The sequence below is a fragment of the Amycolatopsis sp. w19 genome (assembly GCF_051373225.1).
Classification (GTDB): Bacteria; Actinomycetota; Actinomycetes; order Mycobacteriales; family Pseudonocardiaceae; genus Amycolatopsis; species Amycolatopsis japonica.
In genome coordinates, this window is the sequence record NZ_JBPQFM010000001.1 from 451,040 (window position 1) to 466,445 (window position 15,406).

General features: G+C 70.2%; 14 protein-coding genes. 11 read left to right on the forward strand and 3 right to left on the reverse strand.

All coding sequences use genetic code 11. The annotated features are described in order from the left end of the window. Positions 1–2 precede the first annotated feature (2 nt). Positions 3–800, reverse strand: a complete 798-nt coding sequence (locus ACSMFO_RS01990) for a hypothetical protein (protein WP_436456610.1) — start codon at positions 798–800, stop codon at positions 3–5. Positions 801–919: 119 nt separating this feature from the next. Between ACSMFO_RS01990 and ACSMFO_RS01995 the strand changes: the two genes are divergently transcribed. The 4 genes from ACSMFO_RS01995 (at position 920) to mshC (ending at position 6,370) form a co-directional block, all read left to right on the forward strand. Beyond that, positions 920–2,317, forward strand: coding sequence for a sigma 54-interacting transcriptional regulator (locus ACSMFO_RS01995; protein WP_436456612.1), 1,398 nt, complete (start codon positions 920–922; stop codon positions 2,315–2,317). Continuing rightward, positions 2,314–4,272 carry a hypothetical protein gene (locus ACSMFO_RS02000; protein WP_436456614.1) on the forward strand — a complete coding sequence of 653 codons (1,959 nt, stop codon included), beginning with the start codon at positions 2,314–2,316 and terminating at the stop codon, positions 4,270–4,272. Before ACSMFO_RS01995 ends, ACSMFO_RS02000 begins: the two co-directional genes overlap by 4 nt. A 19-nt stretch (positions 4,273–4,291) precedes the next feature. Beyond that, entirely contained in the window at positions 4,292–5,056 is a 765-nt protein-coding gene (locus tag ACSMFO_RS02005) for a MerR family transcriptional regulator (protein WP_436456616.1), read from the forward strand. A 75-nt stretch (positions 5,057–5,131) separates the two neighbouring features. Then, on the forward strand, positions 5,132–6,370 hold the full coding sequence (gene mshC / locus ACSMFO_RS02010; RefSeq protein WP_436456618.1) for a cysteine--1-D-myo-inosityl 2-amino-2-deoxy-alpha-D-glucopyranoside ligase: 1,239 nt from the start codon (positions 5,132–5,134) through the stop codon (positions 6,368–6,370). 72 nt (positions 6,371–6,442) lie between these two features. On the opposite strand, the gene ACSMFO_RS02015 is transcribed toward mshC, so the two are convergent. Continuing rightward, complete coding sequence (locus tag ACSMFO_RS02015; protein WP_436456620.1) at positions 6,443–8,050, reverse strand: ABC-F family ATP-binding cassette domain-containing protein; 1,608 nt, start codon at positions 8,048–8,050, stop codon at positions 6,443–6,445. A gap of 261 nt (positions 8,051–8,311) precedes the next feature. Between ACSMFO_RS02015 and ACSMFO_RS02020 the strand changes: the two genes are divergently transcribed. From ACSMFO_RS02020 to ACSMFO_RS02030, 3 genes are read left to right on the forward strand one after another with little or no spacing between them, the layout of a single operon-like run. Further along, entirely contained in the window at positions 8,312–8,890 is a 579-nt protein-coding gene (locus ACSMFO_RS02020) for an ArsR/SmtB family transcription factor (RefSeq protein WP_436456622.1), read from the forward strand. Continuing rightward, positions 8,887–10,125, forward strand: coding sequence for an MFS transporter (locus ACSMFO_RS02025; RefSeq protein ID WP_436456623.1), 1,239 nt, complete (start codon positions 8,887–8,889; stop codon positions 10,123–10,125). Before ACSMFO_RS02020 ends, ACSMFO_RS02025 begins: the two co-directional genes overlap by 4 nt. Positions 10,126–10,140: 15 nt before the next feature. Next, on the forward strand, positions 10,141–10,965 hold the full coding sequence (locus ACSMFO_RS02030) for a metallophosphoesterase family protein (RefSeq protein WP_436456624.1): 825 nt from the start codon (positions 10,141–10,143) through the stop codon (positions 10,963–10,965). Between the two features lie 309 nt (positions 10,966–11,274). Here the strand turns inward: ACSMFO_RS02030 and ACSMFO_RS02035 are convergent, their stop codons facing one another. Next, on the reverse strand, positions 11,275–12,174 hold the full coding sequence (locus ACSMFO_RS02035; protein WP_037337460.1) for a PAC2 family protein: 900 nt from the start codon (positions 12,172–12,174) through the stop codon (positions 11,275–11,277). 178 nt (positions 12,175–12,352) lie between these two features. Between ACSMFO_RS02035 and ACSMFO_RS02040 the strand changes: the two genes are divergently transcribed. The 4 genes from ACSMFO_RS02040 to ACSMFO_RS02055 all read left to right on the forward strand — a co-directional run bounded on the left by ACSMFO_RS02040 (position 12,353) and on the right by ACSMFO_RS02055 (position 15,395). Continuing rightward, positions 12,353–13,033, forward strand: coding sequence for an HAD family hydrolase (locus ACSMFO_RS02040; protein ID WP_038513912.1), 681 nt, complete (start codon positions 12,353–12,355; stop codon positions 13,031–13,033). Positions 13,034–13,089: 56 nt separating this feature from the next. Then, complete coding sequence (locus ACSMFO_RS02045) at positions 13,090–14,553, forward strand: AlkA N-terminal domain-containing protein (RefSeq protein WP_436456626.1); 1,464 nt, start codon at positions 13,090–13,092, stop codon at positions 14,551–14,553. 14 nt (positions 14,554–14,567) lie between these two features. Further along, entirely contained in the window at positions 14,568–15,059 is a 492-nt protein-coding gene (locus ACSMFO_RS02050) for a methylated-DNA--[protein]-cysteine S-methyltransferase (RefSeq protein ID WP_038513907.1), read from the forward strand. A gap of 72 nt (positions 15,060–15,131) precedes the next feature. Next, positions 15,132–15,395, forward strand: coding sequence for a phosphoribosyl-ATP diphosphatase (locus ACSMFO_RS02055; RefSeq protein WP_016334149.1), 264 nt, complete (start codon positions 15,132–15,134; stop codon positions 15,393–15,395). Positions 15,396–15,406: the final 11 nt, after the last annotated feature.

Here is a 15,406-nt window from a genome sequence, read left to right on the forward strand (position 1 = left end):
GGCTACGGGTGCCTGTCACCCTGCTCGGCGAACACCCGCACCGCTTCGTTGATCGCCGCGCACCGGGCGTTGCGGACGGCATCGGTCAGCGGCCGCAGGGCCTCCGCCCGCCGGAGCGCTGCCGACGACGAGAGCGCGCCACCCGGATCATCGGATTCGGCGATGGCGAGGATCGCCGCGATCTCCTGGGACCGCTGGAGCACCCGCAGCGCCCGGCTGGGCATCCCGGCGGGCCAGGGCGCGTCGGTGGCCGCACGGAGCCGGGCCGAGAGCTCGGCCCGCACCCCGGGCCGTTCGCTGGCGACGTCCAGTGCCTGCAGCGCACCCGCGCTCGCGCGGATCGCGTCGGTCAGGCCGTGTTCGGCCTCGCCCAGCGGGCGGTATTCGAGGACGCCGGGCATGGGCACCGAGTACACGGTCCAGCGCATGAGACCTTCGGCGATCGCCTCGGGGACCACTCCGTAGCCGAGATCCGGCAGCACGACGGCCTCGCCGGTCCGCAGCGCGGCCTCGGCGAACGGCCCGCCGCCACCCAGCCCCCGCACGTCACCGGGCACCGGGAGCACCAGCTGCATGCTCTTCGCCCCCTGCGAACGGAGGGCGAGCAGCAGCTGGACCGGGGTCGCGGCGCGGTTGAACGCGAGCGGCAGGTCGAACGCCTCGGCGGCGGCCGCGTCCGCGGCGACGAAGTCGTGGGCTTCGCCCCAGACCTGCAGGGCGTCAAGGACGTCGTCGGAGGCCGCGGCTCCGTTCAGCCACGCCGAAGACCAGACCGCGAGGGTCGCACTAGGACGGCACACCGGACTGATTTTAGTCGTGCTTTCGGCGAAACCAGGAAAGGGTCGCGTCGGCCGTTCGCTGTGGAGCTGGAGTTGCTTCACGTCGACAGCGGCCACGCCCGCGACGTAGCGTCGAACGGGTGAACGATGTTCCCGCAAACCTGCCCCGGACCGCCGGGGACCTCCGCGCCGCGGGTCACCTGCCGCGGTCGATCAACCAAGAACTGCACGACAACCTGCTCGCCAAGCTGCGTGCCGGCGAAGACGCCTGGCCCGGGATCGTCGGCTTTTCGCGCACGGTGCTGCCGCAACTGGAACGCGCGCTGCTGGCCGGCCACGACGTCGTCCTCCTCGGCGAACGCGGCCAGGGCAAGACCCGGCTGCTGCGGACCCTCGTGGGACTTCTCGACGAATGGACGCCCGTCATCGAGGGTGCCGAGCTGGGCGAGCACCCGCTCGACCCGATCACCCCGGAGTCGCGCCGGCGCGCCGCCGAACTCGGCGACGCCCTCCCCGTGACCTGGCGCCACCGCGACGACCGGTACACGGAGAAGCTGGCCACGCCGGACACCTCGGTCGGTGACCTGATCGGCGACGTCGACCCGGTGAAGGTCGCGGAAGGCCGCAGCCTGGGCGATCCCGAGACCATCCACTTCGGACTCGTCCCGCGCGCCCACCGCGGCATCGTGGCGATCAACGAGCTGCCGGACCTCGCCGAACGCATCCAGGTGGCGCTGCTGAACGTGATGGAGGAACGCGACATCCAAGTGCGCGGCTACACCCTGCGCCTGCCGCTGGACGTGCTGCTGGTGTCGACCGCCAACCCGGAGGACTACACCAACCGCGGCCGCATCATCACCCCGCTCAAGGACCGGTTCGGCGCCGAGATCCGCACCCACTACCCGCTCGACGTCGATGCGGAGATCGCGGTCGTCCGGCAGGAGGCCCATCTGGTCGCCGAGGTCGGCGAGCCGCTGCTGGAGGTGCTCGCCCGGTTCGTGCGGAACCTGCGTGAGTCGCCGGTGATCGACCAGCGGTCCGGCGTTTCGGCGCGGTTCGCCGTCGCGGCGGCGGAAACGGTCGGCGCCGCGGCGTTGCGCCGGTCCGCGCTGACCGGCGAGGAGCCCGCGGTGGCGCGCCCGGTCGATCTCGACGCCGTGCCCGCCGTCCTGCGCGGCAAGCTCGAATTCGAGCCTGGGGAGGAGGGACGCGAGACCGAACACCTCGTGCACCTGCTGCGCCGGGCGGTCGCGGAGACGGCCCGCTCACGATTCGCCGGCCTGGACCTGCTGCCGCTGGCCGACGCCGTCGAGTCCGGCCATCTGGTCGCCACCGGGGAACGCGTACCGGGCAAGGACGTCCTTGCCGCGCTGCCGGAACTGCCGGTCCTGCACGACGTCGCGGCGCGTGCGGGTGTCGCGCCGGACGAACCGGCCGGGCGCATCGCGGCCGCGGTCGAACTGGCGCTGGAATCCCTGTTCCTGTCGAGGAGACTCGCCAAGGACTCGGACGACTCGACGACCGTCTACGGCCGATGAGTTTCCTCCCGGAGGGGTATTCGTACGGGCCGTGGCACGACGGTCCCGATCCGCTGGCGCCGCCCGCCGATCTACGGGACGCGCTCGACGAGATCGGCCGCGACGTCATGGCCGGCGCGTCGCCCCGGTCCGCGCTCGAAGAGCTGCTGAGGCGCGGCACTCCGCGCACCGCGGGCCTCGACGAGCTGACCAGGCGGCTCTGGCAGCGCCGGTCGGAGATCCAGCGGCGGCACCGGCTCGACGGCACACTCCAAGAGGTCCGACGGCTTCTCGACCAGGCGCTGGAGGCCGAGCGGCGCGAACTGTTCCCCGATCCGGACGACGACGCCCGTTTCCGCGAGGCGCAACTGGACGCGTTGCCGCCGGGGACGGCCGCGGCGGTGCGCGAACTCGCCGAGTACGACTGGCGTTCGCGGGAGGGCAGGGAGAACTACGAGAAGATCCGCGACCTGCTCGGCCGTGAGCTGCTGGATTCCCGGTTCGAAGGGATGAAGGAGGCACTGCGGAACGCCGGGCCGGAACAGGTCGAGCAGGCGAACCGCATGCTCGCCGACCTCAACGACCTCCTGGCCGCGCACGCCCAGGGGCGTGAGGACGTCCCGGAACGGTTCGCGGAGTTCATGCGTCGGCACGGGGAGTTCTTCCCGGAGAACCCGAAGAACGTCGAGGAGCTGATCGACGTCCTCGCCGCCCGTGCCGCGGCCGCGCAGCGGATGCTGAACTCGATGACTCCCGAACAGCGGGCCGAACTGGCCAAGTTGTCCCAGCAGGCGTTCGGCGACCCCCGGCTCGCGCAGCAACTGTCCACTTTGGATGCTCAGCTGCGGGCTTTGCGGCCCGGCGAGGACTGGACGTCTTCGGAACGGTTCCGTGGCAACGATCCGATGGGCCTCGGCGAGGGTGCCCGGGCGATGTCCGATCTCGCCGAACTCGACGCGCTGGCCGAGCAGCTCGGCCAGTCGTATCCCGGCGCCAGGCTGGAGGACATCGACGTCGACGCGCTGGAACGCCAGCTCGGGCCGGACGCCGGCGTCGACGCGCGGCGGCTGTCCGAACTGGAACGCGAACTTCGGCGGCAAGGACTTTTCGAACGTGCTCCCGATGGCACGCTTCGCTTGTCTCCCAAGGCTTTGCGGCGGTTGGGCGAGACGGCGCTCGCGGACGTCGTGCACGCGCTGCGCGGCAAGACCGGGCAGCGCGAGACCGAGTCCGCCGGCGCGGCGGGCGAGCCGACCGGTGCGACTAGGCCGTGGCGGTTCGGCGACATGCAGCCGTGGGACGTCTCCCGGACGGTCCGCAACTCCGTCCTGCGCTCGGTTTCGGTGGGGGAGCGATCGGTCCGGATGGACGTCTCCGACGTCGAGGTGATCGAGACCGAGCATCGGTCGCGCGCGGCGGTGGCGTTGCTCGTGGACACCTCGTGGTCGATGGTGCAGGAGGGCCGCTGGCTGCCGATGAAGCGGACGGCGCTCGCGCTGCATCAGCTGATCAGCACCCGGTTCCGCAACGACGCTCTTCAGCTGATCACGTTCGGCCGCTACGCGACATCGGTCGAGTTGGCCGAACTCGTGGGCCTGGAAGGCGCTTGGGAGCAGGGCACCAACGCCCACCACGCGTTGCTCCTGGCCGGGCGGCATCTGCGGCGGCATCCCGACGCGCAGCCAGTGGTCCTGATGGTCACCGACGGCGAGCCGACCGCGCATCTGGAACCGGACGGATCGGCGGAATTCGACTATCCGCCCCAGCCGAGGACGTTGCTGAAGACCCTGTCCGAAGTGGACCGGATGGCGAAGCTGGGCGCGTCGGTGACGGTCTTCCGGCTCGGGGACGACCCACGGCTGACGGAGTTCGTCGACCTGCTCGCCCGCCGCTCCGGCGGCCGGGTGGTCGCTCCCGACCTCGACGGGCTCGGTGCCGCGGTGGTCGGCGACTACCTGCGGACCAGGAAGCGCTGAACTCGCCTACGCTGGCCCGATGGGGTATCCGGTCGGGAAGGTGGCGGCGCTCTCGGGCGTCACCGTGCGCACGCTGCACCACTACGACGAGATCGGCCTCCTGTCCCCGAGCGGGCGGACGGCCGCGGGGTATCGGAGCTACAGCGACGACGACCTCGACCGCCTCCAGCGCGTCCTGTTCTACCGGGAACTCGGCTTCGGCCTCGAAACGATCGCGAAGGTGATCGAAGACCCGGATGTGGACGCGCTGGAGCACCTGCGGCGTCAGCGCGCGTTGCTCGCCGACCGGATCGGTGAGCTGACGCGGATGGCCGAATCCGTCGAGCGGGTGATCGCGGCGAAGGAGGCCGGGAACGCGCTGACCCCGGAAGAGCGGTTCGAGGTCTTCGGCGAGTTCCGTGAGCCGGAGGGCTACGCGGAGGAGGCCGTCCGTCGATGGGGTGATACCCCGCAGTGGCGGGCGGCGGCCAGGCCGCGGTCCAAGGAGGAATGGCTCGAAGCGGAAAAGAGCCGGGAGGACTGGGTCCGGCGATTGCTCGCAGTCTTCGACTCCGGCGCGCCCGCCGACAGCTCCCCGGCGATGGACCTCGCCGAAGAACACCGCCGGATGCTCGCGGCGTTCATGGGCGACTGCGACCTCACGACGCACCGCGAGCTCGCCCTGCTGTACGCGACCGAACCGGTCCAGCTCGGCTTCCTGGTGCGCGAGCCGGACCAGCGGCCGGGCCTCGGTGAGTACATCCGGGACGCCGTGCACGCCAACGCGGACCGGGCCGCCGGATAGCGGGTCCGGTTACTCCGGCCGTGTTCGTCTCCCACCGGGCGGGAACGGCGCGGCGGCTCCGCTTACAGTCGGAGTATGCAGACTTGGTCATCGGTCGACGTGCCCCGTATCCCCGGCACCCCCCGTCCGCTGCGGCTCCACGACACCGCGACGGGACAGATCCGTCCCACCGCGCCCGGGCCCACCGCCCGGATGTACGTCTGCGGCATCACGCCGTACGACGCCACCCATCTGGGGCACGCGGCCACGTACCTGACGTTCGACCTGGTGAACCGCCTGTGGCGGGACGCCGGGCACGAAGTCCATTACGTGCAGAACGTGACGGACATCGACGAGCCCCTGTTGGAGCGTGCCGAGCGGGACAAGGACGACTGGGTCGTCCTCGGCATGCGTGAGACGGCGCTGTTCCGCGAGGACATGACCGCGTTGCGGGTGCTGCCGCCGCGGCAGTTCGTCGGGGCCGTCGAGAGCATCCCGGAGATCGTCGAGGTCATCGCCAAACTGCTGGCCAACGGCAGCGCCTACCGCGCGGACGACGCGGAATACCCGGACATCTACTTCGACCACAACGCGACCGGGCATTTCGGTTCCGAGTCGAACTACGACGCCGAGACCATGGCGAAGTTCTTCGCCGAACGCGGCGGCGACCCGGACCGTCCCGGCAAACAGCACCCGCTGGACGCGCTGCTGTGGCGGATGGCGCGGCCGGGCGAGCCGTCGTGGGAGTCCGAACTGGGGGAGGGCAGGCCCGGCTGGCATATCGAGTGCAGCGCGATCGCGGTCAACCGGCTCGGTCTCGGCTTCGACGTCCAGGGCGGCGGCTCGGACCTGATCTTCCCCCACCACGAGTACAGCGCCGCGCACGCGGAGGCCGTCGCGGGGGACAGGCCGTTCGCGCGGCACTACGTGCACGCCGGGATGATCGGTCTCGATGGCGAGAAGATGTCGAAGTCGCGCGGGAACCTCGTGTTCGTCTCGCGGCTGCGCGCCGACAAGGTCGACCCCGGCACGATCCGGCTCGCGCTGTTCGCCGGCCACTACCGCGAGGACCGGCCGTGGACCGAACAGTTGCACGCGGATGCCGAAGCGCGGCTGGCGCGCTGGCGTGACGCGGTCTCGCTCGCCACTGGCCCCGCCGCGGAGGACACCGTCGCGCGGCTGCGTGACCACCTCACCGACGACCTCGACACGCCCAAGGCGCTCGCGGCCGTCGACGCTTGGGTGGAGCAGGCGCTGAACCGCTCCGGCACCGACCCGGCCGCGCCCGGGCTGATCCGGAACGCGGTCGACGCGCTCCTCGGCATCGAGCTCTGAGGAACGTCATGAAAGGGTCGTTCAGGACATCGTTCGTCCTGAACGACCCTTTCATGACATCCGTATAACGCCCTACACGGCGACGCGACCTGCTTCCAGCCGAAGGTGGTCGCCCGCCCAATCGCGCCGCAGCCATCGATCGTGGGACGCGATGACGACGGCACCCGGCGCGGAATCGAGCGCGGTGAACAACTCCTCGGCCAAGGTGAGCGAGATGTGGTTCGTCGGCTCGTCCAGCAGGAGCACCTCCGGCGGGTCGGCGATGAGCAATGCCAGCGCGAGCCGCCGTCGCTGCCCGACGGACAACGCGCCCACCCGCGTCCCGAGATCACGCGGGGCCAGTAATCCCAGTCCACGCAACGGGGGAGCGTCCTCGCCGAGGGCTTCGGCGTAGGTCCGTTGCGCGGTCTTCTCCGGCTCGGCGAACACGACGTCCTGTGCCAGCAGGCCGATCCGCACGCCGCGTCCGGAAAGGACGGTGCCGGAGTCAGGGGTCAGCGAGCCGGCGAGGACGGACAGCAGCGTCGACTTCCCGGCGCCGTTGCCGCCGGTGATCAGGAGCCTCGACGTGGTCGTGACATCCAAGGTCGCCAGCCGCAGCCGTCCCGCGATCTCGATGTCCCGTACCGAGATCGCCGTCTTCCCCTCGCCGGGCTCGCCGGTCAGATCGCCCTGGAACCGCAGCGGCGCGGGTGGTTTCCGCACCTGATCACGTTCCAGTTCGTCCAGCCGCAGCTGGGCGTTGCGGACCCGGCGTGAGATCTGCTTCTGCACCCTCCCGGTCTTGAAGTCGTAGAGCATCTTGGCGTTGTCACGCTGCGGCCGGTTGTGCGCGACGTTGCGCGCGGTGACGGCCACCGACTCACGCAGTTCCTTGAGCTCGTCCTGTTCCTCGGCGTAACGCTGTTCCCAACGCGCCCGTTCGGCCCGTTTCTGGTCCAGGTAGTCGGAATACGTGCCGCCGTACCGGGTCGGGCCGCCCAGCGCCGGGTCGAGATCGACGATGTCGGTGCACACCGCGTCGAGGAACACGCGATCGTGCGACGACAGCACGAGGACACCGGTCAACGAAGCGAGATGCTGTTCGAGGAACTCCATCGCGGCGTCGTCGAGATGGTTCGTCGGCTCGTCCAGGACGAGGGTGCCCGGCCGCCGGATCAGCAACGCGGCGAGGCCGAGCCGCGACCGTTGGCCGCCCGAAAGCGTGCCCAGTTCGCGCGCCGGATCGATCCCGGCCAGCCCGAGCCCCGCGCACACGACCTCGGCGCGCCGGTCTGCGTCCCACAGGTCGTGCGCCTGGGCCCATTCGAGCACCGTGCCGTACTCGTCGAGCACGGCGGCGTCGTCCGGATGCCGGGCGAGCGCCGCGGTCAGTTCGTCGAGTCTCGCCGACGCTCGCCGGATTTCGGCGAGCGCGTCGTCGATGACGTCGGAGAATCGCGCCGTGAACGGGAACGGCAACTCCTGCAAGAGGAATCCGAGGTCGTCGCCGCGGAGCACCACGCCGCCCTGCGGCTCTTCGACCCCGGCCAGCAAGCGCAGGAGCGTGGACTTGCCGACGCCGTTCTCGCCGACCAGCCCGAGCCGCTGCCCGGCCGAAGCCGTCAGGTTCACGCCGTCGAGGACGACGCGGGCACCGTAGGAGTGGACGAGGTCCTTGGCGATCAGGGAAAGAGACATACGACATCACCGTGTTTCTTCGGACATGGGGGAACCCCGCCGGGCTTCGTGGCTTACGGGAGCTGTGCTCGACCGGAGCTGCCTCGGAAACGGGGTAGGTGCGATGTCAGTTGTCCATGATGCGAAGAGTCTAACGCAACACCAGTAGCATTAGTCAACCCCCTTCTTGTGCGTCGAGACGTGATTCGCTTGACAGCGGTGCGGCCGACTGTGAATCTGAAAGAGACCTTTCGAAAGAAGTCTTTCAGATTGGATCGGGCGATGGCCGGGTTACCGCCGCGCAAGCGGATCGAAGACGTCGAGCTGATGCGGGCGTTGGCGCATCCGCTGCGTTCGGCGCTGGTGGACCACCTCATGGCGGTCGGTCCGCGGACCGCGAGCGAGTGCGCGGCGGCCGTCGGCTCGACCGCCTCGAACTGCAGCTGGCATCTGCGTCAGCTGGCGCGGCACGGCCTCGTGGAGCGGGTCGAGGGGGAGGACGGGCGGGAGCGGCCGTGGCGGGCGTGCCAGGTCGGCATCGAGTTCGGTGACGACCCGGAGCTGCACGGGGCGCAACTGGCGGTCGTGGGCACCACCCTCGCGAGGGAAAAGGAGCTGACCGAGCGCTATCTCGACGCCGCCGACCGGCTCGGCGAGGAGTGGCGGGACGCGTCGGGGATCAACAACTACTCGCTGCGGGTGACCGCGGGCGAGCTGGAAGAGCTGGTCCAGCGGATCGACGCGCTCGTGCGGCCCTACGTCGGCGCGATCCGTGAAGACGCTCCCGCGCAGGCGCTCCCGGTCCACTTGGGACTGCGGGCGTTCCTCCGCATCGACGCCGAGGGGAAACCGGGCAGATGAAACCGTTGAGGGAACCCGCGTTCGCGCGGTTGTGGATCGCCGCGTTCTTCTCCGAGACCGCCGAGTGGATGCTGCAGATCGCGTTGCCGGTGTTCGTCTTCCAGGCGACCGGTTCGGCGGCCACCACGGCGTTGAGCATCGTCCTGGGCCTGGTGCCCGCGGTACTGCTGAGCCCGGTCGCCGGCGTGATCGCGGACCGCTGGAACCGGCGGCTGGTGCTGTGCGTGGTGTGCGCGGGACAGGCGTTCGTGGCGCTGCCTCTGCTGTTCGTCGCGTCCGGCGGCCCGGTCCACGTGATCTACGCGGTGATGGCCGCGCAGGCGGGCCTGGCTTCGTTGTTCGAGCCCGCGCGCAACGCGCTCGTCCCCGAACTGGTCCCGCCCGGCGAACTGATCGGCGCCAACGGCCTGATGAGCATCAACGGCAGCGTCGCGCGGCTCGCCGGTGGCTGGGCGGGCGGTCTCCTGCTCGGGTTCGGCGGCCTGGGCTGGGTCGTGGTCGCCTATCTCGGCGTGCTGGTGATCGGCTCCGCCCTGCTGGCGCGGCCGTTCCAGCGCGTCGCGGCGCCGAAAGCGGCCGGACCACACGAACCGGTGTTGCGAGCGTGGCTCGACGGGCTCCGCGAGATCGGCCGCGAAGGACGCCTTCGCCTCGCCGGTGTCGTCGTGGTCCTGACGTCGCTGGCGCAAGGGATGTTCCTGGTGCTGTTCGTGGTCTTCGTGCTCGACATCCTCGACGGCACCGAAGGCGACGTCGGCCTCCTGCGCGGCGTACAGGCGCTCGGCGGGCTGGCCGCGGGGTTCGCCGTCGCCACCGTCGCCCGCAAGGTCGCGCCCGCTGCACTGCTCGGCTGGGGCGGGCTCGCGCTCGGCCTGCTGTCGGCCGTGATCTGGAACCTGCCCGCGCTGACCGCTTCGCTGGGCGTCTTCATCGGGCTCTTCGGCCTGGTCGGCGCCCCCGGGGTGCTCGCCGGATCCGGGCTGCTCTCGCTGGTCCAGACCGCCGCGTCGCCGGCCCGCTCCGGTCGCGTGCTGAGCACCGTCTTCGCCGGGACCGCGGGGTTCACGGCGCTGGGCGCGCTGCTGACCGGCTGGCTGCTGAGCGTGCTGGGCACGGGGGTCTTGCTGAACGTCCAGACGGGTTTGCACACCCTCTCGGCGTTGATCGTGCTGGGTGTGTCGGCGTCGGGAAGGCTGCGCGGTAAGGCAATTCCGGCGGTTCCCCGGACCGGGTGAAGCTACGGTGGTGGAGTGCCGCATCTCTTCGCCACCAGCGACCTCCACGTCACCCATGAGGGCAACGCCCCGCTAGTCGACGAGGTCGTCCCCCGGACCCCCGACGACTGGCTGCTCGTGGCCGGTGACGTCGCCGAACGCGCCGAATCCGTGATCGGGGTGCTCAAGACCTTGCGTGAACGTTTCGCGAAGGTCGTCTGGGTGCCCGGCAACCACGAGCTGTGGACCACCCAAAAGGATGAATGTCAGCTGCGCGGACAGGCGCGCTACGAGCATCTGGTGGAACGCTGCCGCGAGATCGACGTCCTCACCCCGGAGGACCCGTATCCGGTGTGGGAGCACCAGGAGAAGCCGCTGACGGTCGCGCCGTTGTTCGTCCTGTACGACTACAGCTGGCGGACCCCGCTGGCCGACGGGCTGCCGATGCTGGCGGCCATCGAGCAGGCTCGCGAGGCTGGCGTGCTGTGCACGGACGAGTTCTTCCTGCACCCCGATCCGTATCCCAGCAGGCAGGCGTGGTGCGCCGACCGGGTGAAGATCAGCACGGAGCGGCTGGAGGCGATCCCCGAGGACCACGGGACGATCCTCATGTCGCACTGGCCGCTGCACCGCCACCCGACCGAACCGCTGTACTACCCGGAGTTCGCGCTGTGGTGCGGGACGACCGAGACCGAGGACTGGCACCTGCGCTTCCGTGCCGAGGTCGCCGTCTACGGGCATCTGCACATCCCGCGCTCCACGGAGGCGGACGGCGTGCGCTTCGAAGAGGTCTCGCTCGGCTATCCGCGTGAGTGGCGGAAGCGGGCACGGGGGCCGATCCCGCTGCGGCGCATCTTCTGAGGCCTCGTGACTGGTAAGGACGGTTGGAGCCGGCCATGTCTGGAGGGACGACACGTGTGTGTGGATGGACGACACGCGTGATCCGGCGGACGACTCGCGGTGGAACGGTGGCCGCGGTCGTGTCGTCCGTCCAGTCACGCGCGTCGTCCGCCGAATCACGCGTGTCGTCCGGTCGGTCACGCGAGACCGCCGGTCCTACGCCTCCCTCGGCTCAGCCGGGGAAACTCGACCCACACCTTGCCGAGTACATGAAGGCCCCCTTCCTTGCGCCTGACGCAAGGAAGGGGGCCTTCATGTACTGAGGCGAGCTCAGCCTCGTCCGGGGCCGTCCTGGCCGGGACGACGACGCCGCAGGTACCGCTCGAACTCGGCCGCGATCTTGTCCCCGCTGACGTCGTCCAGCGTGAACTCGGTCTCCGCGTCGCCGCGCTCCTCGAGCCCCCGGACGTACTCGCTGATCTCCTCGTCCTCCTCGGCCATCTCGGTGACCGTCCGCTGCCACTCCTCCGCCTGCTCGGGAAGGGCGCCGAGCGGGATCTCGACGTCGAGCACGTCCTCCAGTTTGTGCAGCAGCGCCAGCGTGGCCTTGGGCGACGGCGGATGCGAGACGTAGTGCGGCACGGCCGCCCAGATCGAGACCGCCGGGACGCCCGCCTGCACGCAGTAGTCCTGCAGGACTCCGACGATGCCGGTCGGTCCCTGGTAGTTGTTCAGCTCCAGCCCGAACTGCGAAGCGGTGTCCTTGTCGTACGCCGTCCCGGTGACCGGGACGGGCCGGGTGTGCGCGGTGTCGGCCAGTAGTGCGCCGAGGGTGACGACGGTGGAGACCTCCAGCTGCTGGATGTGCTCCAGCAGTTCGGCGCAGAAGGCGCGCCAGCGCATGTTCGGTTCGGGCCCCTGCACCAGCACGATGTCCCGGCTGAAGCCCTCCGGGCGGCACACCGAGAGCCGCGTGGTCGGCCAGTCGACCCGCCGGGTGACGCCGTCCACCATGCGCACGGTCGGTCTGCTGACCTGGAAGTCGTAGTACTCGTCAGGACTCAGCTCGCTCAGTGGGGTCGCATCCCAGTTGAGCTGGAGATGCTCGACCGCCCGGCTGGCCGCGTCACCTGCGTCGTTCCATCCTTCGAAGGCGACGATCATGATCGGCTTGGTGTCATCCGGGTGGTCGCGGCCGGGCCGCTGGGTCTCGTCGACGGGCTCACTCACCGGACCAGCCTACGACCAGGGGGCCGTGCGCCGTTGGGCATGTCCGGTGGCGTTTCGCGGCGGCGAACCGCGCGGAGCCGACGCAATGCGACATTTCGGGCAACCACCTGGCCGACGACGTGAATCCGTCTCGGCTACCGTGGGCTCCGGAAGGCCTGACCGAACGTGAGGGGGAGCCGTGACCGAACCGTCCACACCGGACGGACTCGCCGCCGTGCTGTGGGACATGGACGGCACGCTGGTCGACTCGGAGAAGCTGTGGGACGTCGCGCTCTACGAGGCCGTCGAAAGCCTCGGCGGCAGCCTGACCGAGGAACAGCGCCTGAGTCTCGTCGGGTCCAATATGGACGACACGGCCGCGTTCCTGCTCGAAGTGTGCGCCAGGCCCGTGACGCCCGAGTCGATCGCCGAGATGGGGGAGTGGATCCGCCGCCGCACGGCCAACCTCTTCGACGGTCCGCTCCCGTGGCGCCCCGGCGCGCAGGAGCTGCTCGAACTGTTGCGCGCCAACGGTGTCCCGATGGCGCTGGTCACCTCCACCGAACGGTCGCTGACCGAACTCGCGCTCAACACCATCGGCCGTGAGTACTTCGCCGCCACGGTCTGCGGTGACGAGGTCGATGGTCTGAACAAGCCGCACGCGAGGCCGTATCAGCTGGCCACGGAGTTGCTGGGAGTCCCGGCTTCCCGGTGCGTGGCGATCGAGGATTCACCGCCCGGCGCGGCTTCCGCGGCCGCCGCGGGCTGCACGGTGGTGGTGATCCCGAACGACGTCGACGTCGAACCGGGAGAGCGGCGGGTGTTCCGTTCGTCGCTGGTCGGGCTCGACGTGCCGGCGCTGACCGCGCTCCTGCCCTGACCGCCATGTCGCATTTCCGCTAGACCGCACCCGGTGCGGTCGGTGATGCTGGCCTGGTGCATGAGGATTTCGAACGCTGCGTCCGCGCGGTCCAGGCGAAGGACGCCCGGTTCGACGGCTGGTTCTTCACCGCCGTCCTGACGACGCGGATCTACTGCCGGGCGAGCTGCCCGGTCGTCCCGCCCAAGCCGGAGAACATGACGTTCTACCCGAGCGCGGCGGCCGCGCAGGAGGCCGGGTTCCGTGCCTGCAAACGGTGCCGCCCGGACGCCAGCCCCGGGTCACCGCAGTGGAACGAGCGCGCGGACCTGGTGGCCAGGGCGATGCGGCTGATCGCCGACGGCGTCGTCGACACCGACGGCGTGAGCGGACTGGCCGCCCGGCTCGGTTACAGCGTCCGGCAGGTGGAGCGGCACGTGCGCGCCGAACTCGGCGCGGGTCCGCTCAGCCTCGCCCGTGCGCAACGGGCGCAGACGGCGCGGCTGCTGATCGAGACGACCGGCCTGTCGATGATCGACGTCGCCCTCGCGGCGGGGTTCGGCAGCGTCCGGACCTTCAACGACACCGTCCGTGAGGTCTTCGCCCTGTCCCCGACGGAACTGCGCGCCCGTGTCCGCACCGCACCGGCGACCGCGCCCGGGACGCTCAACCTGCGCCTGCCGTACCGGAAGCCGCTGTTCCCGGACAATCTTTTCGGGCATCTCGTCGCGACCGGTGTCCCCGGTGTCGAGGAATGGCGCGACGGCGCGTACCGCCGCACGTTGCGGCTCCCGCACGGCGCGGCCGTCGTCGCGCTCAAGCCGGAAGACGGTTACATCGGCTGCCGGCTCACGTTGTCGGATCTGCGGGATCTCTCGACCGCCATCAGCCGTTGCCGCCGTCTGCTCGATCTCGACGCAGACCCGGCCGCGGTCGACGAAGCCCTGGCCGCGGACCCGCTGCTCAGCCCGCTCGTGGCCGCGGCCCCCGGTAGGCGGGTGCCGAGGACGGTCGACGGTGACGAGTTCGCCGTCCGCGCCGTCCTCGGTCAGCAGGTGTCCACCGCGGCCGCGCGGACCCATGCCGCCCGGCTGGTGCTCGCGCACGGTGAGCCCGTCGACGATCCGGACGGCGGTCTCACCCATGTCTTCCCGGACGCCGCCGCGCTGGCGGAAATCGACCCGGAAAGCCTCGCCATGCCACAGAGCCGCAAGCGGACCCTGCTCGGCCTTGTCGCCGAACTGAACGACGGCGGGCTCGACCTCGGCGCGGGAAGCGACTGGCAGTTCGCCCGCGAGCGGCTGCACGCGTTGCCAGGCTTCGGCCCGTGGACCGTCGAGAGCATCGCGATGCGCTCACTCGGCGACCCCGACGCCTTCCTGCCGACCGACCTCGGCGTCAAAGTCGCCGCGAAGGGGTTCGGGCTCGGCCCGGCGGCGTTCGCCGCGCACGCCGAACGCTGGCGCCCGTGGCGCGCCTACGCCGTCCAGCACCTTTGGGCGACCGGAGATCACCCGATCAACCGGCTGCCCGCCGCCTGAGCCCGAGGAGCGCCATGCGCACGCACACCGTCATCGACAGCCCGTACGACAAGCTGACCCTGGTCGCGGACGGCGAAAGCCTCTGCGGGGTCTACATGGTCCAGCAGCGGCACCGCCCGGCGGAGGAGAGCTTCGGCCATCCGGACCCGGGCGCGCCGATCTTCGCCGACACCGAGAAGCAGCTGAAGGAGTACTTCGCCGGACAGCGGAAGGAATTCGATCTTTCACTGAGCTTCGGCGGCACCGAATTCCAGCGGATGGTCTGGGAAGGCCTGCTCGGCATCCCATATGGCGAGACGGTTTCCTATGGTCAGCTCGCCGACCGTCTTGGCAGACCCACCGCGTCGCGCGCGGTCGGGCTCGCGAACGGGAAGAACCCCATCAGCATCATCGTGCCCTGCCATCGCGTGATCGGTTCCAACGGCGATCTCACCGGTTACGGCGGTGGTGTCGAACGGAAACGGCACCTGCTCGACTTCGAACGGGGCGGCGCCGCGCTGTTCTGAAGTGTGACGCGAGCGGCAACACACCGGCCCGGGGCAGCGCGACGCGGGCGCGGATGGAAGGATCTCCAGACCGTGAAGACCTTCGATGAGCTGTTCGCCGAGCTTGCCGAGCGCGCCCGCACGCGCCCTGACGGTTCCGGCACCGTCGCCGCGCTGGACGCGGGAGTGCACGCGCAGGGCAAGAAGGTGCTCGAAGAGGCGGGCGAGGTGTGGATCGCCGCCGAGCACGAATCCGACGACAGGCTCTCCGAGGAGATTTCACAGCTGCTGTACCGCGTACAGGTGCTCATGCTCGGCCGAGGACTGTCGACAGAGGACGTGTACCGGTACCTGTGACGCGTTCGCGT

What these genes read in the sequence shown, in the direction of transcription:
- ACSMFO_RS02000 (WP_436456614.1), top strand. Translation starts at nt 2,314, where the DNA reads ATGAGTTTCCTCCCGGAGGGGTATTCGTACGGGCCGTGGCACGACGGT.
- ACSMFO_RS02005 (WP_436456616.1), top strand. Translation starts at nt 4,292, where the DNA reads ATGGGGTATCCGGTCGGGAAGGTGGCGGCGCTCTCGGGCGTCACCGTG.
- mshC (WP_436456618.1), top strand. Translation starts at nt 5,132, where the DNA reads ATGCAGACTTGGTCATCGGTCGACGTGCCCCGTATCCCCGGCACCCCC.
- ACSMFO_RS02015 (WP_436456620.1), bottom strand. Translation starts at nt 8,050, where the DNA reads ATGTCTCTTTCCCTGATCGCCAAGGACCTCGTCCACTCCTACGGTGCC.
- ACSMFO_RS02020 (WP_436456622.1), top strand. Translation starts at nt 8,312, where the DNA reads ATGGCCGGGTTACCGCCGCGCAAGCGGATCGAAGACGTCGAGCTGATG.
- ACSMFO_RS02025 (WP_436456623.1), top strand. Translation starts at nt 8,887, where the DNA reads ATGAAACCGTTGAGGGAACCCGCGTTCGCGCGGTTGTGGATCGCCGCG.
- ACSMFO_RS02050 (WP_038513907.1), top strand. Translation starts at nt 14,568, where the DNA reads ATGCGCACGCACACCGTCATCGACAGCCCGTACGACAAGCTGACCCTG.